This window comes from Sphingomonas montana, from assembly GCF_001956315.1.
Taxonomy (GTDB): domain Bacteria; phylum Pseudomonadota; class Alphaproteobacteria; order Sphingomonadales; family Sphingomonadaceae; genus Sphingomonas_R; species Sphingomonas_R montana.
The window spans coordinates 72,455-96,286 of sequence record NZ_MOLY01000042.1 but is presented as its reverse complement, the minus strand read 5'-3'; the positions used below and the strand labels follow the sequence as shown (position 1 = coordinate 96,286).

Here is a 23,832-nt window from a genome sequence, read left to right as displayed (position 1 = left end):
GAACGGACGTCTCGCGGGTCGTGGCACCTTGCGAACGGGCCGGACGGCAGGACGCCGTTCCGGTCCATGCCTCAGCTGCCACGGGGACCTGCCGCATTTACGCCCATCGACTGCAGATACCGCTTCACCTGCCGCGCCGCCTGGCGGATGCGCTGCTCATTCTCCACCATCGCGATCCGGACGAACCCCTCGCCTTCCTCGCCATACCCCACGCCCGGCGCCACCGCGACGCCGGCATGGGTCAGCAACTGCTTGGAAAATTCCAGACTGCCCAGATGCGCCAGCGCCGGCGGCAGCGGGGCCCATGCGAACATGCTCGCGCGCGGGCTGGGGATATCCCAGCCCGCGCGACCGAAACTCTCGACCATCACGTCGCGGCGGCGCTTGTACAATTGGCGGTTCTGCTCGACGATGTCCTGCGGCCCGTTGATCGCGGCCACCGCCGCCGCCTGGATCGGCGTGAACGCACCGTAATCGAGGTAGCTCTTCACCCGCGTCAGCGCCGCGATCAGCGTGGGATTGCCGACGGCGAAGCCGATCCGCCACCCTGCCATGCTGTACGTCTTGCTGAGCGACGTGAACTCCACCGCCACGTCCTTCCCACCCGGCACCTGCAGGATCGACGGCGTCGGCTGGTCGTCGTAATAAAGCTCGGAATAGGCCAGGTCGGACAGCACCCAGATGCTGTGTTCCTTCGCAAACGCCACCACGCGTTCATAAAATGCCAGGTCCACCACCTCCGCCGTCGGGTTGGACGGATATCCGATCACCATCACGCCGGGCTTGGGCACGGTGAACTTCACCGCGCGTTCCAGTGCCTCGAAGAAGCGTTCGTCCGGTGTCGTCGGGATCGACCGGATCGTCGCCCCCGCGATGATGAATCCGAAGGTATGGATCGGATAGGACGGGTTGGGCGCCAGCACCACGTCGCCCGGCGCGGTGATCGCCTGCGCCAGGTTGGCCAGCCCTTCCTTGGATCCCAGCGTCACCACCACCTCCGTCTCGGGATCCACCTCGACCCCGAACCGCCGCTGGTAATAACCCGCCTGCGCCTTTCGCAGCCCCGGTATCCCCTTCGATGCGGAATAGCCGTGCGATCCGGGATTGGCGGCGACCTCCGCCAGCTTGGCGATCACATGGGCAGGCGGCGGCAGGTCCGGGTTGCCCATGCCCAGGTCGATGACATCCTCGCCCCGCGCGCGCGCCGCTGCCCGCATCGCGTTGACTTCGCTGATGACATAGGGCGGCAGCCGGCGGATGCGGTAGAAGTCGTCGTTCATCGGGTCCGGTCTTTCATCAAAGTCTGCAAGGTCGCCGATCATCTGTCGGATGATCGTATCGACGACCTTACAGCCAGGAATCGCGCGCCGCGACGACAAAACCATGTCGGCGGTCCGACCGAACGATGGACGCCGCATTCTTCCAGGTCCGGCCCGCATGCACGGCGTTCACGACCGCTTGCATGTGCTCCTATCCGAACAGAATGTCGGTATGGGCGATCCTGTCTTCGCCCACGAAGCCGATCCGCATGTCCGTCGTTCCGTCGCCGCCCAGATCGACATCGAGGAAGGTGTATCCGCTGCTGCTGCTGATATGGAGCGTATCGGCTGCACCGGTCCGCACGGCAGTCAGATCGACGTGATCGAGGCCCATCTCGAAATCGGTGACCAGGTCGAACGCCGCGACCGTCGAGTCCGCGCTCGTGACATAGCGGAAACTGTCTGCGTCGGCCCCGCCGGTCATCCAGTCGACGCCCCGCCCACCCTGAAGCAGGTCGGCCCCACCACCGCCGGAAAGCGTATCGTCGTCCTGTCCGCCGTAGAGACTGTCGTTGCCCAGCCCCCCCGCCAGGACGTCGGCATCCTGGTTCCCGAAAAGGATGTCGTTCCCTTCGCCCCCGTCCAGCATATCCATGCCGAAGCCGGCGGTGAGGCCATCATCGCCACCCCCGCCGATCAGGCGGTTCGCATCGCCATTCCCGTTCAACGCATCGGCAAAGGCACTGCCGAGCAGGCCCTCGACGCCGGTCAGCACGTCGCTGCTCACGCCGGTTGCCTGCGCCTGACCCTGCAGAAGCAGGGACACGGCGACCCCCTGGCCGGCATTGGCGTAGCTTGCGAGGTCGAACCCCGCGCCGCCGTCGGCCATGTTGGTGCCTTTGCCGCCTTCCAGCACATCGTCACCGGCGCCACCCGACAACCGGTCGTCGCCCTGCCCGCCGAACAGCTGGTCGGCTCCATCTTCGCCGTAGAGGTGGTCGGCGTCCTGATTGCCGTACACCATGTCGTCGCCGGCCCCACCGGTCAGCATGTCGTTGCCGGCCCCACCGAACAGCCTGTCGTTGCCGCCGGCTCCGCTCAGGCTATCGTCTTGCTTCCAGCCAACGATGACGTCTGCATCTTCGCCGCCATCCAGGTCCCGCGCGAAATCCAGGATCGTCTCGGCACCAGCCAATTGAGGAAGCGATGAGTTCGACGGAAGGCTGTCGCCGATGTCCCGGCCGACGGCGTGCAGCAAAGTGGCGATGACGGAATTGGAATTCCGAACCGCTACCGCGTCGCCGGGGAGCGTGTACCGGATCCCGGCCGCCGAGATCTGACCGGCGGCCTGCAGCATCAACGACCACGCGCTGCCGGTATTCTCGTCGGTCACCACTCTCGTGCCGCGATCCGCCGCCGGGACCGCCCGGCGCGCGTCGAGCGAACTTTCGATCGCCACGCCGGCCTGGATCTCGATCGATCCCGAAGCGCCGCTTCCGCCACGTATCACGCGGTCGCCGTCGTCCGGGACATCGTTCTGATCGTGGAGCAGGTAGGCATGATCATACCCCGTATCCTGCCCCTGATACGTGACGTTCTTGGCCTCGATGCGAATGGACGGCATGCGCTTTCCTTGTTCGTTCTTGCTTGTCGGGTCGTCGCATGTCCCACCGGCGTCACCTTGCGCACGGCCGAACCCTTGAAGTCGGACGGTCCCGGTCGGCGCTGGACGCGATCCGCCATTGCCGAAAGTTCATGCCTACGGGTGAAACGGGCTTCTCCAGCCGTTCGGATCGGACGGGCTGCGGTTCGCTCCGTCCACGTCCTCGGCCTGTCGCGCGATCCGACGCAGCCCATCCGACAACGGCGGCTGGCTGGTCAGGATCGGCGCTTCGGCGGCACGTTCCTGCCGGATGCGGCCTGCTGCTGCGGAGAAAGCGCGCAGATGTCGCGTCCGCAGCAGGTCCTCCTCCCGCTGTCGCTGGCCTTCGCTTCCGTCGGTGTTCGTGGACATTGATGCGACTCCGACCCCGGTAATGTTTGGCGAAATATCGATAGCCTTGGCGCTGTCGCTTCGGCGATCATCCCAAGCGCGCTTGAAGGGAAGGTCAACCGAGAAGATCCATCTGATTGCCGAAGGATAGGGGCGGACCGTCAACAAATGCTTACGCACAGTAACACAGCGACGATTGGCGCAATAAACTGAATAGACACTATCGCAGTACGATGACAAAGGACTGACAGAAGGCTGCGTGAATTATGGACCAAACATCGACTCTTCAAGACTAAATACGTATCAATGACGGATCGCATATCCTGGGGTGCTATAATCTACCCTGCCACAAAATTTTACGAGCAATTAATTACACCTTCATCGGAATATTTGCCTGCCTCCCGAAGCGCGTTGGCCGCCCTAGAATCGATATCCGATGCTCAGCTGCAGAACCGGATAGACCTTGTACCCGTCCACCTCATCCCGGAGCCTCTGCTCCTGTTCCCTTCGGCGCGCCTGGACCAGCGGGTCGCTTGCCAGCCGACCGGTGGCAACCAGATTGCGGACCTTGGGCGCCCCATGAGACATCGCGCCCGCATCGATGCCGAATGTCAGCCCCGTGATACTGCTGCGCGTATAGCCGATCGTTGCGATCGGGGACACGGACCGGGTCCGGATCTCGCCGCTCAGGGTACCCTGTTGCTCGGGGGTCAGGGTCACGGTGCCGAACGTCTCGTTGCCGCTCGCCTGTCCGACGAACCTGATCCTGTTGTTGTCCGTCACGCGGGCGCCGACCGACGCCCGGACGCCCGTCAACGGCACATAGAGATCGACCACGGCTCCGTAGTTTCGAAGCCTCAGCTTGCCGCGATAATCATAGGCGCCGATCCCGTCATTGTGGCTGAGCCCGAAGAATGTCGCCGATCCCCGCAAAGCAAACACCGGGTTCATCCGGTATGAAACTTCCGGACCGATACCGAGCGTCCCACCGGTCACGCCCAGCGTGATGCCTGTGCTTGGTCGCAACAACTGCGCCTGACCTTGGCTCGCGCCAAGCAGGGCCAGCGTTACCGCTCCGACGGACATAGACAACCGCATGCGCATTCTCCGAAATCGCTATGACGCCGCGATACCCGAACATGCTTAACGATCCGTTTCGCCTGCTCCGCACGTCGCTATTCGTAAAGGGCCTTGGGGTTGCCGGCCATCTGTCGCATGGTCGGCCCGCACACCCCATAGGCCGGAACCGCGCCCCCGACGGGCACGGATATCCGTCGATCGCGACCGTGGGTGAAGGAGGATGGCCATGGCCGATACGCCCGACTCGACGCCCGGCCCGGAAACGGCGCATCCGGAGACATCGCCCGGCGACGCGCCGTCGCTGGCCGATATCCAGCACTGGACCGGCATCGTCGGCCACGCCCAGCAACTGATGATGGAACATCTGTCGGCGATGACCGGCACGACCGATGCGCCGTCCGTGCCGCCGTTCCCGATGCAGGACCCCGCGCGCTTCCTCCGCGCGCAGGCCGAATTCTGGCAGGACGGGATGGCGCTGTGGCAGCGTTTCCTGACCCCCGCCGCGCCGGCCGCGGCCCCGACCGACACGCCCGCCCCGAAATCCGGCGACCGTCGCTTCGCCGCCCCGCAATGGCGCGACAATCCGGTGTTCGACCTGATCCGGCAGAGCTACCTCATGGCGACCGATCATCTGCTGAAGGGTGTCGACCAGCTCACCGGGCTCGACGATCGGCAGCGCGCCAAGCTGCGCTTCGCCACCACCGCCTTCGCCGATGCGATGAGCCCGACCAACTTCGCGCTTACCAACCCGCTCGTGCTGGAAAAGACGATCGAGACCCGCGGCCAGAACCTGGTGAAGGGCCTCGAACATATGCTGGCCGATATCGGTCGCGGCCAGCTGACCCACACCGATCCGACCGCGTTCGAAATCGGCCGCAACATCGCGATGACGCCGGGCAAGGTGGTGAAGGAGACCCCGCTCTACCAGCTGATCCAGTACACCCCGACGACCGACACCGTCGCCGCAACCCCGCTCCTCATCTTCCCGCCCTGGATCAACCGCTTCTACATTCTCGACCTGAATGCCGAAAAGAGCTTCATCCGCTGGGCGGTCGAACAGGGGCTGACCGTCTTCGTCGTGTCGTGGAAATCGGCGGACGCGACGATGGTCGACGTCACGATGGACGACTATGTCCTGCGCGGTCAGGTCGATGCGATCGACACCGTCCGCGACCTTCTCGGCGTGCCCGCGGTCCACACGATCGGCTATTGCGTCGCGGGCACGGCGCTCGCCTGCACGCTGGCGCTGCTCACCGAACGCGGCCGGGCGGACAGCGTCGCCTCGGCCACCTTCTTCACCGCCCAGGTCGATTTCGAACAGGCCGGCGAACTCACGATGTTCATCGACGACGAACAGCTCGCCATGCTCGGCAAGCTGTCGGCCGAAACCGGCTATCTCGACGGGCGCTACATGGCGCTGACGTTCAATCTGCTGCGCGGGCGTGACCTGATCTGGAACTATGTCGTCAACAACTATCTGCTGGGGCAGGATTACCCCCCGTTCGATCTGCTCCACTGGAACGGCGACACCACGAACCTGCCCGCCAAATGGCATCAGGCCTATCTGACCGACCTCTACCGCGACAACAAGCTGGCCCGCGCGGGCGAATATGTCGTGGATGGAACACCGATCGACCTGTCGGTGATCCGCACCCCCGCCTATGTCCAGGCCGGCAAGGAAGATCATATCGCGCCGGTCGAAAGCGTGTTCAAACTCACCCGGCACCTCAGCGGGCCGGTGCGGTTCGTCCTCGCCGGTTCGGGCCACATCGCCGGCGTCGTCAATCCGCCGTCCGCGCAGAAATACCAATATTGGGTCAACGAGGCGGGGGCCGAAACGCTCGATGCGTTCGTGGCGGACGCGGTCGAAACGCGGGGCAGCTGGTGGCCGGACTGGCGCGCCTGGATCGGCGCGCTGGACCCGGAGACGGTGCCGGCCGTCGGTGCGCGCATCCCCGGCGGCGGCGTACTGCCCGCGATCGAGGACGCACCCGGGCGCTACGTACGGACCCGCTGACCGAAGTCACACCCTGCTGCTCATGCTGCACTGCACAAATTGTCTTGAAACCGTCAGAAACCAAGGCTATTGGTGCATTGCAACAGAGTTTCAGGAGCGATGATGGCAAGTCCGGTCAAACCGCAGGCGAAGCGCACCAAGCCCGTTCCGGCCATCTTCGCGAACCCGGCTGCCGAAGCGGCACCGTTCACCTCCGGCACTGCAACCTTCCCTGATTCGCCCCCCGCACCGGCCGTGGCAAAGCCCGCGATGGCACCGGCCATGGCCGCGATGATCGACCCCGCCGCCGCCAGTGCCGCGATCGACGGCATCACCGTCGCGCCGGTCGAACGGATCGAACCGGTCGCCGTCGCGCCGCAGGCTGCGGTCGATGCGATCGCGGACGCCCCCGAAATGCTGGCCGCGCAGGTGACCGACGTCGCCGCGACGGCCACCACCCTTGCCGAGCGGACCGTGGAGACCGTCGCCGCTCATTCCCAGGACCTCGTCTCCGCCCCCGCGAAAGGACCGCTCACCATGGCAACCGCATTCGACACCACCAAGACCCAGGACATGATGGGCGACATTTCGACCAAGGCCAAGGGCGCCATGGAAAAGGGCGTCAAGTTCGCCGAGGACATGACCGAGTTCACCAAGGGCAATGTCGAGGCGCTCGTCGCTTCCGGCCGGGTCGCCGCCAAGGGCATGGAATCGATGGCGCAGGACGCCGCCGAAACTGCCAAGTCCAGCTTCGAACAGGCCCAGACCGCGATGAAGTCGTTCACGCAGGTCAAGTCGCCGACCGAGCTGTTCCAGCTCCAGTCCGACTATGCCAAGACCGCGTTCGACCAGCTGGTCGCCAATGCGTCGAAGGCGTCGGAACAGATGATGAAGTTCATGGGCGACGTCGCCCAGCCGCTGTCCAACCGCTATGCGCTGGCTTCGGAAAAGGTGAAGTCGGCCGCGTTCTGAACGCGTTGCGCTGACGAACCGGCGACGGCCGCTCCCCGGCAACGGGGGGCGGCCGTTTTGCATGACGGGACTTGCCCTGCCCCACCGCTCTCCCATATTGCCGTAATGCAGAAACCGATGCGTTCAGACAGGATTTCCCCGATGTCCGATGCAGGCCCCCACGCGATCACCGCGATGGCCAACCGCAAGGATGTGGACGGCGAAGACGACACCGGGTCCGGCGTCGCCACCCGTACGCTGACCCGCACCAAAAAGCCGTCGCCCTACAAGGTTTTGATGCTGAACGACGACTATACGCCGATGGAGTTCGTCGTGCTGTGCCTGCAACGCTTCTTCCGCATGGGCATGGAAGATGCGACCCGCGTCATGCTCCACGTCCACCAGCGCGGCGTCGGCGTCTGCGGCATCTTCAGCTACGAAGTCGCCGAAACCAAGGTCAGCCAGGTGACCGACTTCGCCCGCGAAAACCAGCACCCCCTGCAATGCACGCTGGAAAAAGCCTGAGCCGAGCCTCTACGGGTTGACTGCACCCCGGCGCAGGCCGGGGCCCAGACGCGACCGCGCCTCAGCTTGACGAAGCGCTTACCTGGTTCACAATCATCCAGGAATTGATCCGGGATGCCGTATGTATCGGCACCGCCCGCCCCCTCCCACCTAGCCCTCGCCCGCAAACCGCGTTAGGCGCTGTCCCATGGACAGGATCATCATCCGCGGCGGCAATCGCCTTTCGGGCCGCGTGCCCATTTCCGGTGCGAAGAACGCAGCACTCACGCTCATGCCGTGCGCGCTCCTGACCGACGAGCCGCTGATGCTGCGCAACCTGCCACGGCTGGCCGATGTCGACGGTTTCGGCCACCTCCTGAACGAACTCGGCACCTCGACGCAGGTCGCGGGCGCGCGCGGCGCGGAATTCGGGCGCATCATGACGCTGCACGCGCAACGCATCGCCTCCACGGTCGCGCCCTACGATATCGTCCGCAAGATGCGCGCCTCGATCCTGGTGCTCGGGCCGCTGCTCGCCCGCGCGGGGGAGGCGACCGTATCGCTGCCCGGCGGCTGCGCGATCGGCAACCGGCCGATCGACCTCCACCTGCGCGCACTGGAGGCGCTCGGGGCGCATATCGAAATCGCCGCCGGCTATGTGAAGGCGACCGCGCCCGACGGCGGCCTGCGCGGCGGGCAGTACCGCTTCCCGGTCGTCTCGGTCGGCGCCACCGAAAATGTCGTGATGGCGGCCGTCCTCGCGACCGGCGAAACGATCATCGACAACGCGGCGCGCGAACCCGAGATTGCCGATCTCTGCCGCTGCCTCGTGGCGATGGGCGCGGAAATCGCCGGCATCGGCACCGAACGGCTGACCATTCAGGGCAAGCCCCGCCTGCACGGCGCGACGCATGAGGTCATGCCCGACCGGATCGAGGCCGGCAGCTATGCCTGCGCCGCCGCCATCACGGGCGGGGCGCTCGATCTGGTCGGTGCGCGCGCGGCGGACATGGAGGCCATCCTCGACGGCCTGCGCGACGCCGGCGTGACGATCACCGAAACCGCGGACGCGATCCGCGTCGAGGCCCCGGCAAAACTCCGCGCACTGACCGTCTCGACCGCCCCTTTCCCCGCCTTCCCCACCGACATGCAGGCGCAGTTCATGGCGATGCTGGCGCTGGCCGACGGGGCCAGCGTGCTGACCGAGTCGATCTTCGAAAACCGCTACATGCATGTTCCCGAACTCGCCCGCATGGGGGCCGACATATTGGTGCAGGGCCGCACCGCGATCGTCCGGGGCGTCGATCGTCTGGTTGGCGCCGAAGTCATGGCGACCGACCTGCGCGCCTCGATGAGCCTGGTCCTCGCCGGCCTTGCCGCCGAAGGCGAAACCCGAGTCCACCGCATCTACCATCTCGACCGCGGCTACGAACGGTTGGAAGACAAGCTCGCCGCCGTCGGCGCCGAGATCGAACGCGCCGGCGGCGACTGACGGCGGGGCGGCCGTTGGCGGAATGCCGCGGATCGCGACCGCGTCGAACGGGTTCACCTGCCCCACGTCCCGTCCGGTTCGCGCCTGTCGAGAACCGGGCACGGGGCACCAACCGGATTTGATGCGGTCGGCCCCTAGTCGCCGCCATCGGGACGAAGATCGTCATCCGACAGCTCATAGGCGAGGATATCGCCCGGCGCGCATTCCAGATAGCGGCAGATGGCGGCAAGGGTGGAGAACCGCACGCCTTTCACCTTGCCGGACTTGAGCAGCGACAGGTTCGATTCGGTGATGCCGATGGCCTCGGCCAGTTCCTTGGACCGCACCTTGCGACGCGCCAGCATGACGTCGAGATTGACGATGACCGGCATCAGACGATCTCTGCCAGATCCTGCTGCGTGCGCACGCCCGCCTCCAGCGCCCACACCGTCGCATAGGCGGCGATCGCCAGCATCAGCGCGGTGCCGACCTCCACCAGGTCGACCGAAACCTGCCAGCGCGCGCCCGATGGTGTACCCGGCGCGAGCAGCATGGCCATGAGGCTGTCGGACACCGGCCTGGCGATCGCCCACAGGATCGCCGCGATCGAGGCGCGGCGCAGCCATGGCAACGCCCGCGCGAACGTCCCCTCGCCGCGCCCGCCCAGTCGCCGCAGCGCCAGCCCCACGCCCAGCAACAGCATCGCGAACGGCCCCGACTCGACCAGATCGACTCCAACCAGTCCAAGCCGGACGATCGGGCGGGCGACATGGGCGTCGAACGCGCGCTCCGCATCGCCGGACGCCATGACGGAGGCGCGATCGTCTTCCTCGAGCAGGAGGGCCGGCTTCATCGTCCAGACACAGCCCCCGTCTTCGCAATGGCTTCTCGCGCCGGGCCAGATGCCGCCGCTCGGAATGCCGAGCGCGACGATCGCTGCGAACATCAGGAACAGATTGCCTGCGAAACGACAGATCCGTGCCTTGGGCGGCGGTAGCAAATCACTGTTTCTCACTATTGTCTTTCTGTTTGACAGAAACTTATTGCGATCTTACCCCATCATCATCGGCCGGGCGACGGTCGTTTCGATAGGGTGGGAACATGGTTGGCTGGAAGAAGATCGTGCTTGGCACGGCGATGGCGCTCGTCTCGGTTCCGGCGGCGGCGCAGGACCGTATCCAAGGGGCAGCCACGCCGTCGCGGTGGACCGGGTCGGAGATCGTGGTCGGGCTTTTCGATCATGGCTCCAACTTCCACCCGCTTGGCGAAGAACTGGTATTTCCGCGATTGCCGGCGGGTCAGCTTCTCGAGGGCGAAGAGGAGAAGGGGACGGTCGACATCCAGCTCGCCTACCGCAGCGCGCCCTTGCGCTGGGCGCTGAAGCCGCGGCTGACCGCCAAGGGACAGATCAACACAGCCGGCCGCACCAGCTTCGCCAGCGTCGGCGCGGAATGGCGCCAGCATGTTCTGCATGGGCGGGTCTATGGCCAGGTCGGGATCGGGCTGACCATCCATGACGGGTATCGCTTCACGCCCGATCCGTTCGTACCCGGGCTGGATCTGGGCGAGGCCCGGCGGCGCTACGGCATCTACCGCGATCACACGTCCTGGGGCTCGCGGGTCCTGTTCAATCCCAACGCATCGCTGGGCGTCCGGCTGAACGCGCGGTGGGCCGCCGAGCTGGCGTGGGAACATTTCAGCCACCGGCAGATGTTTTCCAAACAGAATCCCGGCATCGACCATCTGGGGCTGCGACTGGTGCGAAGGCTGGGACGATGATCGTAGCGGTCCTGCTCGGCCTTGCCGCCCCGGTACAGGTCGCACCGGCCCAGACACCGCTCCCGCCCTCCGACGACATCGTCGTCACCGCCCGGCGACTGAAGCAACTGAACCGCCTGCGGATCGTCACCCGTGCCGATCGCAGAACGGGCACCCAGCGCTGCGTGTTCAAGCGGCGCAGCGGCGATCCGCGGCTGGATGCCGCCGTCTGCGCGACGGTCCTCGCCTGCGCTGCCCACGTTCGGACGGAGGCGGAGATCGTCCCGTGCGTCAAACCGGCGATGGACACGCTCGTCCCGGGGATCCCCTGGCAGGCTAACCGGTCGGGGGAGCGACACTAGAACGTCGCCATGTTGCATGCGCGCAGGCTCCGAGCGGATATATCGGATGCGGTTGCGCCCTACGCACCTGGCCTATGGAACAACGCCCGGTTCGGGCAGCCTCATCTTCCTTCGCGAACGGTTTCGCGTGCCGGATACCACCGGCTAGACGAACGGCTCAAGGGGTGCCCGGGGCGACCCCGTCACATCAATCCGCATGCAATTCGGTCAGGAAAATGCTCACCGCCTGCCGCAGGCGGCCTGCATTGCCGGTCAGGTCCTCGGCCATTGCGCGCATCCGCCCGGCATGTGCGACGGAGATATGGCTGTCGCCCTCGGCTGCCGCGACGATCGCGGCGGCGGCCTGCGCCGCGTCGCGCGCGGCCCCGGCGCTCTCGCCTGCATGGTCGGTCACGCCGCGCTGCGCGGTGACCGTCGCATCGACCGATCCGGTCAGCGTGTCGACCGTCGCCACCACGTCGCGGATCGCCGCCTGGCCCGCGGTCACCTCGGCGACCAGCGTCAGGATCTGCGTCACCTGACCGCCGATCTCGGCCGCGGCGCGCCGCGTCTGGCCCGCCAGTTGCCGCACCTCGCTCGCCACCACCGCAAAGCCGCGGCCCGCCTCGCCAGCCCGCGCCGCCTCGATCGTGGCATTCAGCGCGAGCAGGTTGACGCGCCGCGCCACCGCCTCGATCAGCGCGGTCGCCGGTTCGATCGATCGTGCCGCCGCCGCTAGCTGCGTCGTGCGGTCCGATGCGGTCGACGCCACCGCCACCGCCCGCCCCGCGATCGTGCGGGCGTCCGCGCTCTCGCCCTGCAGTCGGCGCAACGCGTCGGCCAGCACCAGCGTCTGGCCCGCCAGCCGGTCGATCTCCCCGTCCGTCCGCGCGACATTCCCGGCGATCGCGGTCGCACGCGCGGTGCTGCGGCGCGCATGGGTCGCCGCCGTGCCCGCCGCCTCGTGGATATCGCCACCCAGGCTGGTCAGCAGGTCCGCCAGCGATCCCGCGACAGCCTCGAAACGCGCGCCCGCCGCGGTCAGCCGGGCCAGCCGCGCCGTCTGCTCCGCCGCGCGGTCCGCCTCGCGCGCTGCCGCCATCTGCATAAGCGTCCGGTTGGACAGTACGCCCGCCAGCCGCCCGTCGCGGGTCAGGATCATCCCGTCCTGGATCGCCGCCGCGGCATAGCGTTCCAGCATTGGCCCCGGCCCGGCATCAACCTCCGCCATCGGGCAGGGGCGCGGCAACGTTCCCAGTTGGCGGCCATAGGCCGGATTCTGCAGCAGTGCATGCCCGAACGGATTGAACAGCAGGCGCCGCACATCCTGTTCGTAGATCGCACCCGTCACGCGCATCGCGGCATCCACCACCGGCAGGATCCGCGTCCGCGGCTGCGCACGAAACTGGTCGATCGCGCTCGCCAGCGTCGCATCGCCGGCGACGCATAGCTGCGCACTGCCGGGAATGATCCAGCTGTCCGGGTCGGCTGTCGAAAAATCGGTCTGATGCGTATCGGGCATGGGCCGGGGCTAGGGCGGTTAGGTAAACGCCGCGTAAGGATTTCGTTACACTATAATGACATAGCCCTAGTGACGCGGCGGCTGGACTGACCGGATCAGCCGACGAAACGGTCCACCACATGGATCAGCACGCCGACCAGCCCACCCACGACGGTGCCGTTGACACGGATATATTGCAGGTCGCGGCCCACCGCATTTTCCAGCCGTCCGGTGATCGTGCGCGCATCCCATCCGCGGATCGTCTCGGACACCAGCGTCACGATCTGGTCGCCATAGGTCGCGACAGCGCCCACCGCGGTCCGCCGGACAAAGCTGTTGATCGTCTTGGCGAGCCTGGCATCCTGCTGCAACGTCGCGCCCAGTTGGCGCAGCATCTCGCCCAGCTTCCCCGCCAGCGCGGCCTGCGGATCGCGCGCCGCACGCAACAGGCCGGCCCGCGCGCTTTCCCACAACCCGTCGATCCACCGCGCGACCGCCGGATTGTCGAGCAGTTCGTCGCGGATCCGGTCGACCCGCGCCTGCATCGCCGGATCACGCTGCAGGTCGAACGCCAGTTGCGCCAGCCCCTCCTCCGCCTTGATCCGCAGCGGATGGTCCGGATCGGTCGCCATGTCGTCGAGCAGCTTGTACAGCCCGTCGATCACCGCCTGCCCGATCCGCTCGTCCAGCCCGGTCCAGCGCAGGATCGATCCGGATCGTTGGCTGACCATTGCCCGCACTGTCGCCTCATTCCGGAGCAGCACGCGGCTGCCCCACGTGATCAGCGCATCCATCACCGGTAGATGGCGCTTGTTCTGCATCGCGGCGGCGATCGCCTGTCCGATCAGCGGTGCGGCATTCAGCGCGCGCAGTCGCGCTGCGATCGCGCCCTTCACCATCCCGCCCAGCCGGTCCTGATCGAGCGACTCGAGCACATTGGCCACCAGTCGCGATGCGCCGGCACGCAACCGCCCGCCCTCGGTCGGCGTTGCCAGGAACCGACCGGCCGCCCCCGCCACGTCCATCCGCCGCATCCGTCGCGCCACCACGCGGGGGGTGAGGAAATTATCCTTCAGGAACATCGCCAGCGTCGCGCCGATCCGGTCCTTGTTGCGCGGGATGATCGCAGTATGCGGGATCGGCAGGCCCAGCGGATGGCGGAACAGCGCGGTCACAGCGAACCAGTCCGCCAGCCCCCCGACCATCGCCGCCTCGGCAAAGGCGCGGATGAACCCCCAGCCCGCATGGCGCGGCTCCATCGCCCGCGACAGGATGTACAACGCGGCCATCGCCACCAGCAACCCGGTCGCGACGATCCGCATGGTGCGTGGGCCGCCGGTGACGGGGGCGGCGGAACGGGTGATGGGCATCATCCCGCTAGAATGACCGCAACCCCGGATGGTTCAATCCCGTTTCGGCAGATCGCCGCAAGCCGTCACCCGACGCCCGTCCGACGCACGATCGAAGAGAGCCGGGAGCCCGACGCCCGCTCGCTTCGTTGCGGGCGAACGCCGGAACCGCTCGCCGACCCCGTTTGGTTCCAGCCTTGGCGAGAACTTCGCATAAGGATCTCGGCAGGCCTGAACCGAACTGGGCGGGCACAGCGTTTGTCGACTCCCGGTCGCCTCTTCGAGCCAGCGGACCGCCAAATCTTGCCTATCCCATCGGATCCCGCGCCGCCCCTTACTCCGCAGGATGCACCACGCCCGTGCCGCCGCCCTTCACCTCGCCGCCATTGGTCAGCGTGCGGCGCAGGAACGGCCCCACCCTGGCCTCGAACCCGTCGGCCAGACTGAACCCCGCCGGCACGATCAGCAGCGTCAGCAACGTCGATGCGATCAGCCCGCCGATCACCACCACCGCCATGGGCTGGTTGAAGCTGCCGTCGCTGCCGATCGACAGCGCGATCGGGATCATGCCCGCGACCATCGCCACCGTCGTCATGACGATCGGCTGCGCACGCTTGTGACCCGCCTCCAGGATCGCCTCATATTTCGGCACGCCGCGGTCGATCTCCTCGATCGTGAAATCGATCAGCAGGATGGAGTTCTTCGCCACGATACCCAGCAGCATCAGCAACCCGATATAGACCGGCATCGACACCGGCATGCCCGCGATATGGAGCGCGATCAGCCCGCCGAACGGCGCCAGCATCAGCGACCCTAGGTTCACGAACGGCGGCACGACCCGCTTGTACAACAGGATCAGCACCGCCAGCACCAGCAGCACGCCCGCCAACACCGCGGTGATGAAATTGGCAATCATCTCCTCCTGCGACTTGCTCTGCCCGGACGTCACATATTCCACGCCGGCGGGCAGGTTCTTCATTTCCGGCAGCGCCAGGATCTTGGCGCGTTCCTCGCCGTCGATCGCGCCCGGTGCCAGGTCGGCCCCGATCAGCAGGCGGCGGACCTGATTCAGGCGGCGGACCTGCGACGGCCCTTCGCCGAAACCGATGTCGGCGATCACCGAAAGCGGCACCGATCCGCCGGACGTCGTCGGCACGGGCAAATTACGGATCGTCGACAGGTTGCGACGCGCGCCCTCGTCGATCGCCACGCGGATCGGGATCTGCCTGTCGCTCAGCGAGAATTTCGCCACATTCTGATCGATGTCGCCCAGTGTGGCGATGCGGATCGCGGTAGACAGCGCCTGCGTCGTCACGCCCATGTCGGCGGCCAGGTCGATCCGCGGCCGGATCACGATCTCGGGGCGCGGCAGATCGCCCTCGGTCCGCGGCGCGCGGATGTTGGGCATCTTCGCCATCGCGGCCACCACCGTCTGTGCCGCCGCATCCAGCTTCACCGGATCGTCGCTGGCCAGCACGATCGCGATATCGCGTCCGCCACCGCCGCCACCGTTCTGCGCCTGGAAATTGATGCGCGCGTCGGCAATGCGGTTCAGCTGTGGCTGCAACTGCCGTTCGAACTCGGTGCTGGTCCGCTTGCGATCCTTGCGCAGCGTGATCAGCACGCGCGCGGTGCCCACCTGCACGGTGGTATAGGCCGACTGCACCTCCGGCTGCGCATCGAGCAGCCGTGCGGCGCGGTCCGCCACCGCTTCGGTCTGCTGCAGGGTGGACCCCGGCACCAGCTGGATCCGCAACTGGCTGTAGTCGGTATCACCGGTCGGGAAGAAGGTCTGCGGCAACGTCGCGAACGCGACGATCGTCCCCAGGAACGCCAGCAGGCCGAACCCCATCGTCCACCAGCGATGGTCGCGGATCCAGGCGAACCGCCGCGCCACGCCGCCGCGCGCGCGGGCCGCCTCGGCCCCCGTGCGGTCCAGCGTCCAGCGCAGGAGCGACTGGTACAGGACCATCGCCTTGCCGTCGGGATGCTCCTCGCCGCCATGGGGGCGCAGGAAATAGGCGGCGATCATCGGCGTCACCAACCGCGCGACCGCCAGGCTCATCAGCACCGCCACCACGACGGTGAACCCGAAATTCTTGAAAAACTGCCCGGCTATGCCCGGCATCACGCTGACCGGGAAGAACACCGCCACGATCGAGAATGTCGTCGCGACCACCGCCAGCCCGATCTCGTCGGCGGCATCGATCGATGCCTGCCAGACGGATTTGCCCATCCGGATATGCCGCACGATGTTCTCGATCTCCACGATCGCATCGTCCACCAGCACGCCCGCCACCAGGCTCAGCGCCAGCAGCGTCATGTTGTTCAGCGTGAACCCGATCAGGTCCATCGCCCAGAATGTCGGGATCGCCGACAGCGGGATGGCCAGCGCCGATATCACCGTCGCGCGCCAGTCGCGCAGGAACAGGAACACCACGATCACCGCCAATATGGCGCCCAGGATCATCGCCTCGATCGCGGCTTCATACTGCGCTTCGGTATAGTCGACGCTGGTATAGAGCTGGCGGAACGTCACCCCCGAATTTTCGGTACGCAGCCGTTCGATCGCCTTCTGCACTTCGGCATAGACGGTGACGTCGGAAAATCCCTTGGCCTTGTACAGGTCGAAACTCACGACTTCGCGGCCGTTCATCCGTGCCAGCCGGCGCTGTTCGGCATAACCGTCCACCACCTGGGCGATGTCGGCCAGTTTCACCGCGCGGCCGTTGCCGACCGAAATCTGCTTCTGGCCCAGTGCATAGGCATCGGCCGCATTCCCCAGGATGCGGACCGACTGTTCGGCGCCCGCAATCTCGGCGCGCCCGCCGGCGGCGTTCAGGTTGGTCGATCGCAGCTGCGCGTTGATCTGGTTCGCGGTCACGCCCTGCGCCTGCATCCGCGCGGGATCCAGGATCACGCGAATCTCGCGCGTCACGCCGCCTTCGCGTTCCACCGATGCCACGCCGGACACGGCCAGCAGCCGCTTGGTCACCTGATTGTCGACGAACCAGCTCAACTGTTCCAGCGTCATGTCCGTCGCGGCGACCGAATAGGACACGATCGCATCGCCATCGATGTCGATCCGTGTCACCTGCGGTTCCTGAATCCCGTCGGGCAGGTCGCTGCGCACGCGCTGCACCGCTTCGCGCACGTCGGTCACCGCGCGGTCGATCGGCGTGCCCAGCACGAACTGGACGAACGTGTTGGAATTGCCTTCGGTCACGGTCGACTGGATCTCGTCGATCCCGTTGATGCCGCGCACCGCCGCCTCGATCCGCTGGGTGACCTGCGTTTCCATCTCGCTGGGCGCGGCGCCGGGCTGCGACACGGTGATGTTCGCGCCGGGGAAGGCGATGTCCGGCTGGTTGTTCACGTCCATCCGCATGAACGACAGGATCCCCGCGATCGTCAGTGCCGCGAACAGCACCAGCGACGGGATCGGGTTGCGGATCGACCAGGCGGAGATGTTGCGCATGTGCGTTCCTTCAGCGCGCGGACGCGGCGACGGCGGACCGCCGTTCGGGAATGACCTTGTCGCCGGGGTTCAGGAACGCGCCGGCCGACACCACGACCTGTTCGGTCCCGTCCAGCCCCGCTGCGATCGATACGCCGGTATCGCCCACCTGGCCCACCGTCACCGTGCGCCGCGCCACGACATTGTTCGGCCCCACGACATAGACGAAGTTCGTCTTGCCTTCCGCCAGCACCGCCGATTGCGGCAGTAGCGGCTGGTCCACCGATCCGCTCGTGATGACGACGCTGGCGAACCCGCCGGGCCGAAGCGCGGGATCATAAGGCAGCGCGATCCGCGCGATACCCTGGCGCGACGTCGGGTCGATCACCGGCGACAGCTGCCAGATGCGGCCGTTGAAGGTCCGCGTCCCGCCTACCGGTGTCACCTGCGCGGGGCGGCCGACCGACAACCCGGTCAGGTCCTGCTCCGCCAGCCTTGCCTGCAATTCCAGCTCGCCGTCGCGCGCGATGCGGAACAGCGGGGTCCCGCCACCGCCGCTCACGATCTGCCCGGCCTCCACCGATCGCGACAGGACCAGCCCGGCGGCCGGCGCACGCACGTTCAGCCGCCCGATCAGCGCCTGCGATTCGTTCAGCTGCGCGCGCGCCACCGCCACCCGGGCCGCGGCCGCATCGCGCGTTGCCACCCGACTGTCCAGGTCCGCCTTCGATACGAAACCACGCCCCACCAGGCTGCGCGCCCGGTCCAGGTTCGATTGCGCCAATGCGGCGTCGGCCTGCGCGACGGTGATCGATGCGCGCAACTGCGCCGCCTGCTGCGTCTGTACGGAACGGTCGATCACGACCAGCGTCTGGCCGGCGGCGACCCACTGTCCCTGTTCGGCCAGCACCGCGGTCACCCGCCCGCCTTCGCCCGCGACGCCGACCGGCATCTCGCGCCGGGCGGCCAGCGTGCCGGTGGCCGAAATGGTGGCGGACGACGCGCTGCGCCCCGGTACGACCACGGTCACGCGCTGCGTGGTGGTCTTGCCTCCCGCCTCGGCCGCTGCATCCGCGCCGGCGGGTTTGCCGCCGCCGCGCTTCGTCAGGAACAGCGACACCGCGACCGCCGCGACGATCAGCAGCAGCCCGATCACGATCCAGCGCCTGCGGCGCGGCCGTGCGTCCGCCACATCGGCCATCGCGAACGATCGGTCGGTGTCGGGGGACTGGATGTTCATCGGGTCTTCGCCTCGCTGTTCATGGCCGGTCCGTCCGGCGATGCTGTGTTATCCGACTAAATCACTTGGCTCAAGCCTGATTCCGTTGCGGTGCGTAGCATGTTTCGCAGGCGACCGGTGCGCATCCCGCGACGAAAGCGTCCTGCGCTTCGATGAAGCCGCGCCCTGCCGTTCAGCCGGGATGCAGCCCGCCCGGTTCAGACGGACCGCGTCCATAATAGGAGGATCCTCATGAACCCGCTCCGTCCGCGCGCCGGATTCCACTGCGCCATTGCCCTGTCCGCCGCCGCGTGTGCCGCGGCCCTGCCCGCCATCGCGGCGGCCCAGGTCGCCCCGCTGCCCGTCGCCACGCTGGGCGGCACCCGGCTCGATATCGTCGCCACCGGCGAAGTCGCCCGCGCGCCCGACATTGCCACCATCTCGGCCGGCGTCGTGACGCAGGCGGCGACCGCGTCAGCCGCGCTTGCGGAAAATGCGACGCGGATGACCGCCACCATCGCCGCGTTGCGCCGCGCCGGCGTCGCCGACCGCGATATCCAGAGCAACGCCATCAACCTCAGTCCGCAATATCGCTACGGCGAAAACGTACCGCCCGTCCTAACCGGCTACCAGGCATCGAATCAGGTCAGCATCCGCTTCCGCGATATCAAGCGTGCCGGCGCGATTCTGGATGCGCTGGTCCAGGCCGGCGCGAACCAGATCAACGGCCCCGCCTTCTCGCTCGACAAGCCCGCCGCCGCGCTGGACGAAGCGCGGACCGCCGCCGTCGCCGCCGCCCGGACCCGCGCCGATCTCTACGCCCGCGCCGCCGGCCTTACCGTCCGCCGGATCGTCGCGATCGCGGAAGACGGCGAACAAAGCGCCCAGCCGCGCCCGATGATGATGGCCATGGCGCGCATGGAAAAGGACAGCACGCCGGTCCAGGCCGGTGAGCAGACGCTCGCCATCACCCTGCGCGTCACCTTCGAACTGCAATGACGCGAAACCGGCCGTCTTCCTTAACGGAAAGCGGCCGGCATCCACAAGAAAAAGGCCGCCCCGGTTTCCCGGGACGGCCTCGATCTCAGTCTATCGAAGTAATGTTCAGCGAACGCGACCACGACGGAACAGGTTGACGATCGCGAGCAGGATGACGGCACCTACCAACGAAACGAGGAAGGTCCGCAGATCGAGACCCGCATTGTTGATCGAACCGCCGCTGATGATGAGGCCGCCGATGAACGCGCCGACGATGCCGACGACGATGTTCAGCAGGATGCCCTGCTGCGCGTCGGTACGCATGATGATGCTGGCCAGCCAGCCGATGACACCACCCACGATCAACCACATGATCAAACCCATTACGACCTCCCTGTTATGACGACGGCCCGTGCAGCCCTTGCGTCGAGTAGGATGTTGATACGCGTGGGAAACGATCCGGTTCCTACGGAAACATCGGGTCTTGGGTTGCATCATGTTGATAGCCGATCCGCCCCGGCGCCGCGATCGGCGCGCCGCCGTCGGTCAGGCTCAGCCCCGATCCCGTAGCGAAAACTCCGATCCGGCTGATCCGCATGCCGATCGCCGCCGCTGCCGCCTTCAGTCCGTCGGCCGCTTCGGGCGCGACGGCCAGCATCAGCTGGTAATCGTCGCCCGCGGTCGCCGCGGCCAGCCGTGCGGCCCGCGTGTCGCCCGCTGCCGCCAGCAACGCGCCCGACAGCGGCACGGCATCGACCGCGATCGACACGGCGCATCCGCTTGCGGCCGCGATCCGCGCCGCATCGATCAGCACGCCGTCCGAAACGTCCGCCGACGCGCGCGCCCAAGGCACCAGCGCCAGCCCCGCTGCGACTTGCGCCACCGGTCGGCGATAGGCGGCCAGCAATTCCGCTGCCCCCGCTCCGCCCGCCCGCGCGATCGCCAGCCCCAGCCCCGCATCGCCGATCGTCCCGGTCACCCACAATGCATCGCCCGGCCGCGCGCCGCCGCGCGCGGGTGCGCCGTCCGGCATCACCGATCCGATCGCCGTCATCGCCAGTGTGCGCGGCCCGCGTGCCCCCACCGTATCGCCGCCCAGCAACGGCACCGCATAATGCCGCGTCGCCGCACCAAGCCCGTCCACGAACGCCGCGTCCCACGCGCGGTCCGGCCCCAGCGTATAGCCGAGCAGCACCCCCTCCGGCCGCGCGCCCTTCGCGGCCAGGTCGGACAGGTTCACCGCAACCAGTTTCCACGCAACGTCCGCCGGCGGATCGCCCGTTAGATAATGCACCCCCTCCACCAGCATGTCGTGCGTCAGCACCAACGCCCGCCCCGCCGGCGGCACGAACAGCGCCGCATCGTCGAGCAATCCCCGCGCCGCCGGATCGGTCGCGATGCCCTTCAGCAGATCGATGAAGAAGGCTTCGTCGGACATAGTATCCTTACTAGGCCCCTCTCCTTCAGGGGGAGGGGCTCAGACAATGATCAGACTCGCACGGCCTTCGCGACAGCGTCCAGCAGCCCGTTCACGAACCCCTTCTCCCGCTTGTCGTAAAACGCCGCCGCCACATCGACATATTCGGAGATCACGCTCCCGGTCGGCACGTCCGGCCGCGCGATCAGCTCGTACGTGCCGGCACGCAGGATCTGCCGCATCGGCTTGTCCAGCCGCGCCATCGACCAGCCGGCCGCCAGCTTGTCGGAAATCGCGGCGTCCACTTCCTCGCGCCGCGCATCCACGCCGCGCACCAGATCGTCGAAGAAATCGACTTCCGCATCGGCATATTCGACATCGTCGACGGTCGCACCCAGCCGGTGGCGGTGGAATTCGTCCAGCAGCCGCGGAAGCGTGATCGTCTCCATCTCCTGCTGGTACAGCGCCTGTACCGCCGCCAGCCGCGCGGCACTGCGCGACCGCGAACGTTCGTTGATCTTGGCCATCTTAACTCCCCAGCCGGACCGCGACCGACGCCGCATGCGCCGGCAGTCCCTCCGCCGTCGCCAGCGTCACCGCCGCCGGCCCGATCGCACGCAGCGATGCAGGGTCCAGCGCCAGGAAACTGGTCCGCTTCATGAAATCCAGGACCGACAGTCCCGATGAAAAACGTGCGCGTCGCCCGGTCGGCAACACATGGTTCGGCCCCGCGACATAGTCGCCGACCGCTTCCGGCGTATGCCGCCCCAGGAACACCGACCCGGCGTGCCGCACGCGCGCGAAAATCGCATCCGGATCGTCCGTCGCGATCTCCAGATGCTCGGGCGCCAGCCGGTCGATCAGCGGGATCGCCGCATCCAGCGTCGGCACCACGATGATCGCGCCGTAATCGGCCCAGCTCGCCCGCGCCACGCGCTCGGTCGCCAGCGTCGTCAGCCGCGCCTCGACCGCCGCCATCACTGCGTCGCCGAACGCGGCATCGTCGGTGATCAGGATTGACTGGCTGACCGGGTCGTGCTCCGCCTGGCTCAGCAGGTCGATCGCGATCCAGTCCGGGTCGTTGGCGCCGTCCGCCACCACCACGATCTCGGACGGCCCGGCGACCATGTCGATGCCGACCACGCCGTACAGCTGGCGCTTGGCCTCCGCGACCCAGGCATTGCCCGGCCCCACGATCACGTCGGTCGCCGCGATCCGCTTCGTTCCGTATGCCAGCGCCGCGATCGCCTGCGCCCCGCCGATGCGATACACCTGGTCGACGCCGGCAATCTCGGCCGCGGCCAGCACCAGCGGGTTCACCTCGCCATTCGGCGTCGGCGTTACCATCGTCAGCCGGTCGACACCCGCCGCCCGCGCCGGCAACGCGTTCATCAGCACCGACGACGGATAGGCCGCGCGCCCGCCGGGCACATACAGCCCGGCCGCCTCGACCGCGCGCCAGCGCGATCCGAGCCGCACGCCCTGCGCATCGACGGAATCACGATCGGCCGGCACCTGCGCCGCATGGAACGTCCGGATCCGCTCCGCCGCCAGTTCCAGCGCATTGCGCAGATCGCTCGCCAGCCCGTCGAGCGCCGCGCGCCGCTCGGCCTGCGGCACCTCCCATCCGGTCGTCGCCAGGTCATGCCCGTCATACCGCGCGGTCAGTTCCGCCACCGCCACGTCGCCGCGCGCCCGCACGTCCGCCACGATCGCCGCCACCGATTCGCGCACACCCGCATCCGACTCCCGCCGCGCATTCACCAGGGTTTCGAACGCCGCGGCAAAGCCCGTGTCGGTCGCATCCAGCCGCTGGGTCATCGCCCGTCTCCGCTCTTCATATCAGGCCGCACGCTGCGCCCCCGCCATCCGGAACCCGTCGATCAGCGCCGCGATCTGCCCGCTGCGCGTCTTGAACGCGGCGCGGTTGACGATCAGCCGGGCGGATACCTGCGCGATCACCTCGACCTCGACCAGCCCGTTCTCCACCAGCGTCCGTCCGCTCGACACCAGGTCAACGATCCGGTCGGCGAGGCCCAGCACGGGCGCGATCTCCATCGCACCGTTCAGCTTCACGCATTCCGCCTGCACGCCACGCGCCTCGAAATGGCGCCGCGTAATGTTCGGATATTTGGTCGCGACCCGCACATGGCTCCAGCCGCGCGGATCGTCACCGGCCGCCAGCGCGACCGGTTCCGCCACCGACAGCCGGCAATGCCCGACGTCCAGATCGACCGGCGCATAAAGCTCGGAATAGTCGAATTCCATCAGCACGTCGGACCCGACAACGCCGATCTGCGCCGCGCCGTGCGCCACGAACGTCGCGACGTCGAACGCGCGCACCCGGATGATCCGCACGCCGGGATCGTTCGTCGCGAACATCAGTGCGCGGCTGGATGGATCGGAAAAGGCCGCTTCCGGCACGATCCCGACCTGCGCCAGCATCGGCAGCACTTCGTCCAGGATACGGCCCTTCGGAATGGCCAGGGTGACGGGTTCGATCATTCGCGCGCCTTACGCGCCCAACCCGCGCCCCACAAGAAACCACTTTGCCCTAC

23 protein-coding genes are annotated in these 23,832 nt (G+C 67.3%); 7 read left to right on the top strand and 16 right to left on the bottom strand.

The features are described from left to right. Positions 1-71: 71 nt before the first annotated feature. The 4 genes from BKY59_RS12695 to BKY59_RS12680 all read right to left on the bottom strand — a co-directional run bounded on the left by BKY59_RS12695 (position 72) and on the right by BKY59_RS12680 (position 4,356). Entirely contained in the window at positions 72-1,280 is a 1,209-nt protein-coding gene (locus BKY59_RS12695) for an LL-diaminopimelate aminotransferase (protein WP_076072410.1), read from the bottom strand. A 190-nt stretch (positions 1,281-1,470) separates the two neighbouring features. Beyond that, positions 1,471-2,883, bottom strand: a complete 1,413-nt coding sequence (locus tag BKY59_RS12690) for a calcium-binding protein (protein WP_076072055.1) — start codon at positions 2,881-2,883, stop codon at positions 1,471-1,473. A gap of 135 nt (positions 2,884-3,018) precedes the next feature. Next, the gene (locus tag BKY59_RS12685; RefSeq protein WP_076072052.1) at positions 3,019-3,273 is read right to left on the bottom strand and encodes a hypothetical protein; all 255 of its coding nucleotides are present in this window, start codon (positions 3,271-3,273) and stop codon (positions 3,019-3,021) included. A 399-nt stretch (positions 3,274-3,672) separates the two neighbouring features. Beyond that, positions 3,673-4,356, bottom strand: coding sequence for a hypothetical protein (locus BKY59_RS12680; protein ID WP_129586381.1), 684 nt, complete (start codon positions 4,354-4,356; stop codon positions 3,673-3,675). A 328-nt stretch (positions 4,357-4,684) separates the two neighbouring features. Here BKY59_RS12680 and BKY59_RS12675 point away from each other — a divergent pair, with 328 nt between their 5' ends. Then, positions 4,685-6,349: a PHA/PHB synthase family protein gene (locus BKY59_RS12675; protein ID WP_240500109.1), complete on the top strand. Its 1,665-nt coding sequence runs from the start codon at positions 4,685-4,687 to the stop codon at positions 6,347-6,349. A gap of 53 nt (positions 6,350-6,402) precedes the next feature. Here the strand turns inward: BKY59_RS12675 and BKY59_RS18130 are convergent, their stop codons facing one another. Then, positions 6,403-6,612, bottom strand: a complete 210-nt coding sequence (locus tag BKY59_RS18130; protein ID WP_129586380.1) for a hypothetical protein — start codon at positions 6,610-6,612, stop codon at positions 6,403-6,405. Here BKY59_RS18130 and BKY59_RS12670 point away from each other — a divergent pair. The 3 genes from BKY59_RS12670 to murA all read left to right on the top strand — a co-directional run bounded on the left by BKY59_RS12670 (position 6,611) and on the right by murA (position 9,275). Continuing rightward, on the top strand, positions 6,611-7,300 hold the full coding sequence (locus BKY59_RS12670; RefSeq protein ID WP_240500095.1) for a phasin family protein: 690 nt from the start codon (positions 6,611-6,613) through the stop codon (positions 7,298-7,300). The two genes, BKY59_RS18130 and BKY59_RS12670, sit on opposite strands and share 2 nt — an antisense overlap. 174 nt (positions 7,301-7,474) lie before the next feature. Then, positions 7,475-7,804: an ATP-dependent Clp protease adapter ClpS gene (gene clpS, locus BKY59_RS12665; protein WP_076072405.1), complete on the top strand. Its 330-nt coding sequence runs from the start codon at positions 7,475-7,477 to the stop codon at positions 7,802-7,804. 187 nt (positions 7,805-7,991) lie between these two features. Next, a complete protein-coding gene (gene murA / locus BKY59_RS12660; protein ID WP_076072044.1) occupies positions 7,992-9,275 on the top strand; it encodes a UDP-N-acetylglucosamine 1-carboxyvinyltransferase in 1,284 nt (427 codons plus the stop codon). A gap of 134 nt (positions 9,276-9,409) precedes the next feature. Here the strand turns inward: murA and BKY59_RS12655 are convergent, their stop codons facing one another. Together BKY59_RS12655 and BKY59_RS12650 are read right to left on the bottom strand one after the other, a co-directional pair. Continuing rightward, positions 9,410-9,646 carry a helix-turn-helix domain-containing protein gene (locus BKY59_RS12655; RefSeq protein ID WP_076072040.1) on the bottom strand — a complete coding sequence of 79 codons (237 nt, stop codon included), beginning with the start codon at positions 9,644-9,646 and terminating at the stop codon, positions 9,410-9,412. After that, positions 9,646-10,200 carry a hypothetical protein gene (locus tag BKY59_RS12650; protein ID WP_240500094.1) on the bottom strand — a complete coding sequence of 185 codons (555 nt, stop codon included), beginning with the start codon at positions 10,198-10,200 and terminating at the stop codon, positions 9,646-9,648. The genes BKY59_RS12655 and BKY59_RS12650 overlap by 1 nt, the downstream gene beginning before the upstream one ends. A gap of 155 nt (positions 10,201-10,355) precedes the next feature. Between BKY59_RS12650 and BKY59_RS12645 the strand changes: the two genes are divergently transcribed. Together BKY59_RS12645 and BKY59_RS12640 are read left to right on the top strand one after the other, a co-directional pair. After that, positions 10,356-11,033, top strand: a complete 678-nt coding sequence (locus BKY59_RS12645) for an acyloxyacyl hydrolase (RefSeq protein ID WP_076072034.1) — start codon at positions 10,356-10,358, stop codon at positions 11,031-11,033. Continuing rightward, positions 11,030-11,374, top strand: a complete 345-nt coding sequence (locus BKY59_RS12640) for a hypothetical protein (RefSeq protein WP_206362066.1) — start codon at positions 11,030-11,032, stop codon at positions 11,372-11,374. The genes BKY59_RS12645 and BKY59_RS12640 overlap by 4 nt, the downstream gene beginning before the upstream one ends. Before the next feature lie 187 nt (positions 11,375-11,561). On the opposite strand, the gene BKY59_RS12635 is transcribed toward BKY59_RS12640, so the two are convergent. The 4 genes from BKY59_RS12635 to BKY59_RS12620 all read right to left on the bottom strand — a co-directional run bounded on the left by BKY59_RS12635 (position 11,562) and on the right by BKY59_RS12620 (position 18,900). Further along, positions 11,562-12,875, bottom strand: coding sequence for a methyl-accepting chemotaxis protein (locus BKY59_RS12635; protein ID WP_083672117.1), 1,314 nt, complete (start codon positions 12,873-12,875; stop codon positions 11,562-11,564). 95 nt (positions 12,876-12,970) lie between these two features. Continuing rightward, positions 12,971-14,227 (bottom strand): DUF445 domain-containing protein, encoded by a 1,257-nt coding sequence (locus BKY59_RS12630; RefSeq protein ID WP_076072031.1) that lies wholly within the window; start codon positions 14,225-14,227, stop codon positions 12,971-12,973. A 310-nt stretch (positions 14,228-14,537) separates the two neighbouring features. After that, a complete protein-coding gene (locus BKY59_RS12625; RefSeq protein WP_076072028.1) occupies positions 14,538-17,681 on the bottom strand; it encodes an efflux RND transporter permease subunit in 3,144 nt (1,047 codons plus the stop codon). Between the two features lie 10 nt (positions 17,682-17,691). Continuing rightward, the gene (locus BKY59_RS12620; protein WP_076072025.1) at positions 17,692-18,900 is read right to left on the bottom strand and encodes an efflux RND transporter periplasmic adaptor subunit; all 1,209 of its coding nucleotides are present in this window, start codon (positions 18,898-18,900) and stop codon (positions 17,692-17,694) included. Positions 18,901-19,131: 231 nt separating this feature from the next. Between BKY59_RS12620 and BKY59_RS12615 the strand changes: the two genes are divergently transcribed. After that, positions 19,132-19,878 carry an SIMPL domain-containing protein gene (locus BKY59_RS12615; protein ID WP_076072023.1) on the top strand — a complete coding sequence of 249 codons (747 nt, stop codon included), beginning with the start codon at positions 19,132-19,134 and terminating at the stop codon, positions 19,876-19,878. A 105-nt stretch (positions 19,879-19,983) separates the two neighbouring features. Here the strand turns inward: BKY59_RS12615 and BKY59_RS12610 are convergent, their stop codons facing one another. The 5 genes from BKY59_RS12610 to hisG all read right to left on the bottom strand — a co-directional run bounded on the left by BKY59_RS12610 (position 19,984) and on the right by hisG (position 23,779). After that, on the bottom strand, positions 19,984-20,241 hold the full coding sequence (locus tag BKY59_RS12610; RefSeq protein ID WP_076072020.1) for a GlsB/YeaQ/YmgE family stress response membrane protein: 258 nt from the start codon (positions 20,239-20,241) through the stop codon (positions 19,984-19,986). 82 nt (positions 20,242-20,323) lie between these two features. Then, a complete protein-coding gene (thiL, locus tag BKY59_RS12605; RefSeq protein ID WP_076072018.1) occupies positions 20,324-21,295 on the bottom strand; it encodes a thiamine-phosphate kinase in 972 nt (323 codons plus the stop codon). 50 nt (positions 21,296-21,345) lie between these two features. After that, positions 21,346-21,801: a transcription antitermination factor NusB gene (nusB, locus tag BKY59_RS12600; protein ID WP_206362065.1), complete on the bottom strand. Its 456-nt coding sequence runs from the start codon at positions 21,799-21,801 to the stop codon at positions 21,346-21,348. Position 21,802: 1 nt separating this feature from the next. After that, positions 21,803-23,095: a histidinol dehydrogenase gene (gene hisD, locus BKY59_RS12595; RefSeq protein WP_076072015.1), complete on the bottom strand. Its 1,293-nt coding sequence runs from the start codon at positions 23,093-23,095 to the stop codon at positions 21,803-21,805. A 21-nt stretch (positions 23,096-23,116) separates the two neighbouring features. Then, positions 23,117-23,779 (bottom strand): ATP phosphoribosyltransferase, encoded by a 663-nt coding sequence (hisG, locus tag BKY59_RS12590; RefSeq protein ID WP_076072013.1) that lies wholly within the window; start codon positions 23,777-23,779, stop codon positions 23,117-23,119. Between the last annotated feature and the right edge of the window lie 53 nt (positions 23,780-23,832).

Coding starts and splice junctions, on each gene's coding strand:
- murA (WP_076072044.1), top strand. CDS start 7,992: ATGGACAGGATCATCATCCGCGGCGGCAATCGCCTTTCGGGCCGCGTG.
- BKY59_RS12610 (WP_076072020.1), bottom strand. CDS start 20,241: ATGGGTTTGATCATGTGGTTGATCGTGGGTGGTGTCATCGGCTGGCTG.
- BKY59_RS12615 (WP_076072023.1), top strand. CDS start 19,132: ATGAACCCGCTCCGTCCGCGCGCCGGATTCCACTGCGCCATTGCCCTG.
- BKY59_RS12625 (WP_076072028.1), bottom strand. CDS start 17,681: ATGCGCAACATCTCCGCCTGGTCGATCCGCAACCCGATCCCGTCGCTG.
- nusB (WP_206362065.1), bottom strand. CDS start 21,801: ATGGCCAAGATCAACGAACGTTCGCGGTCGCGCAGTGCCGCGCGGCTG.
- BKY59_RS12690 (WP_076072055.1), bottom strand. CDS start 2,883: ATGCCGTCCATTCGCATCGAGGCCAAGAACGTCACGTATCAGGGGCAG.
- BKY59_RS12650 (WP_240500094.1), bottom strand. CDS start 10,200: ATGTTCGCAGCGATCGTCGCGCTCGGCATTCCGAGCGGCGGCATCTGG.
- hisG (WP_076072013.1), bottom strand. CDS start 23,779: ATGATCGAACCCGTCACCCTGGCCATTCCGAAGGGCCGTATCCTGGAC.
- BKY59_RS12680 (WP_129586381.1), bottom strand. CDS start 4,356: ATGCGCATGCGGTTGTCTATGTCCGTCGGAGCGGTAACGCTGGCCCTG.
- BKY59_RS18130 (WP_129586380.1), bottom strand. CDS start 6,612: ATGGCCGGTGCCATCGCGGGCTTTGCCACGGCCGGTGCGGGGGGCGAA.
- hisD (WP_076072015.1), bottom strand. CDS start 23,095: ATGACCCAGCGGCTGGATGCGACCGACACGGGCTTTGCCGCGGCGTTC.
- BKY59_RS12620 (WP_076072025.1), bottom strand. CDS start 18,900: ATGAACATCCAGTCCCCCGACACCGACCGATCGTTCGCGATGGCCGAT.
- BKY59_RS12655 (WP_076072040.1), bottom strand. CDS start 9,646: ATGCCGGTCATCGTCAATCTCGACGTCATGCTGGCGCGTCGCAAGGTG.
- BKY59_RS12640 (WP_206362066.1), top strand. CDS start 11,030: ATGATCGTAGCGGTCCTGCTCGGCCTTGCCGCCCCGGTACAGGTCGCA.
- BKY59_RS12675 (WP_240500109.1), top strand. CDS start 4,685: ATGATGGAACATCTGTCGGCGATGACCGGCACGACCGATGCGCCGTCC.
- BKY59_RS12645 (WP_076072034.1), top strand. CDS start 10,356: ATGGTTGGCTGGAAGAAGATCGTGCTTGGCACGGCGATGGCGCTCGTC.
- BKY59_RS12630 (WP_076072031.1), bottom strand. CDS start 14,227: ATGATGCCCATCACCCGTTCCGCCGCCCCCGTCACCGGCGGCCCACGC.
- BKY59_RS12685 (WP_076072052.1), bottom strand. CDS start 3,273: ATGTCCACGAACACCGACGGAAGCGAAGGCCAGCGACAGCGGGAGGAG.
- clpS (WP_076072405.1), top strand. CDS start 7,475: ATGGCCAACCGCAAGGATGTGGACGGCGAAGACGACACCGGGTCCGGC.
- BKY59_RS12670 (WP_240500095.1), top strand. CDS start 6,611: ATGGCCGCGATGATCGACCCCGCCGCCGCCAGTGCCGCGATCGACGGC.
- BKY59_RS12635 (WP_083672117.1), bottom strand. CDS start 12,875: ATGCCCGATACGCATCAGACCGATTTTTCGACAGCCGACCCGGACAGC.
- BKY59_RS12695 (WP_076072410.1), bottom strand. CDS start 1,280: ATGAACGACGACTTCTACCGCATCCGCCGGCTGCCGCCCTATGTCATC.
- thiL (WP_076072018.1), bottom strand. CDS start 21,295: ATGTCCGACGAAGCCTTCTTCATCGATCTGCTGAAGGGCATCGCGACC.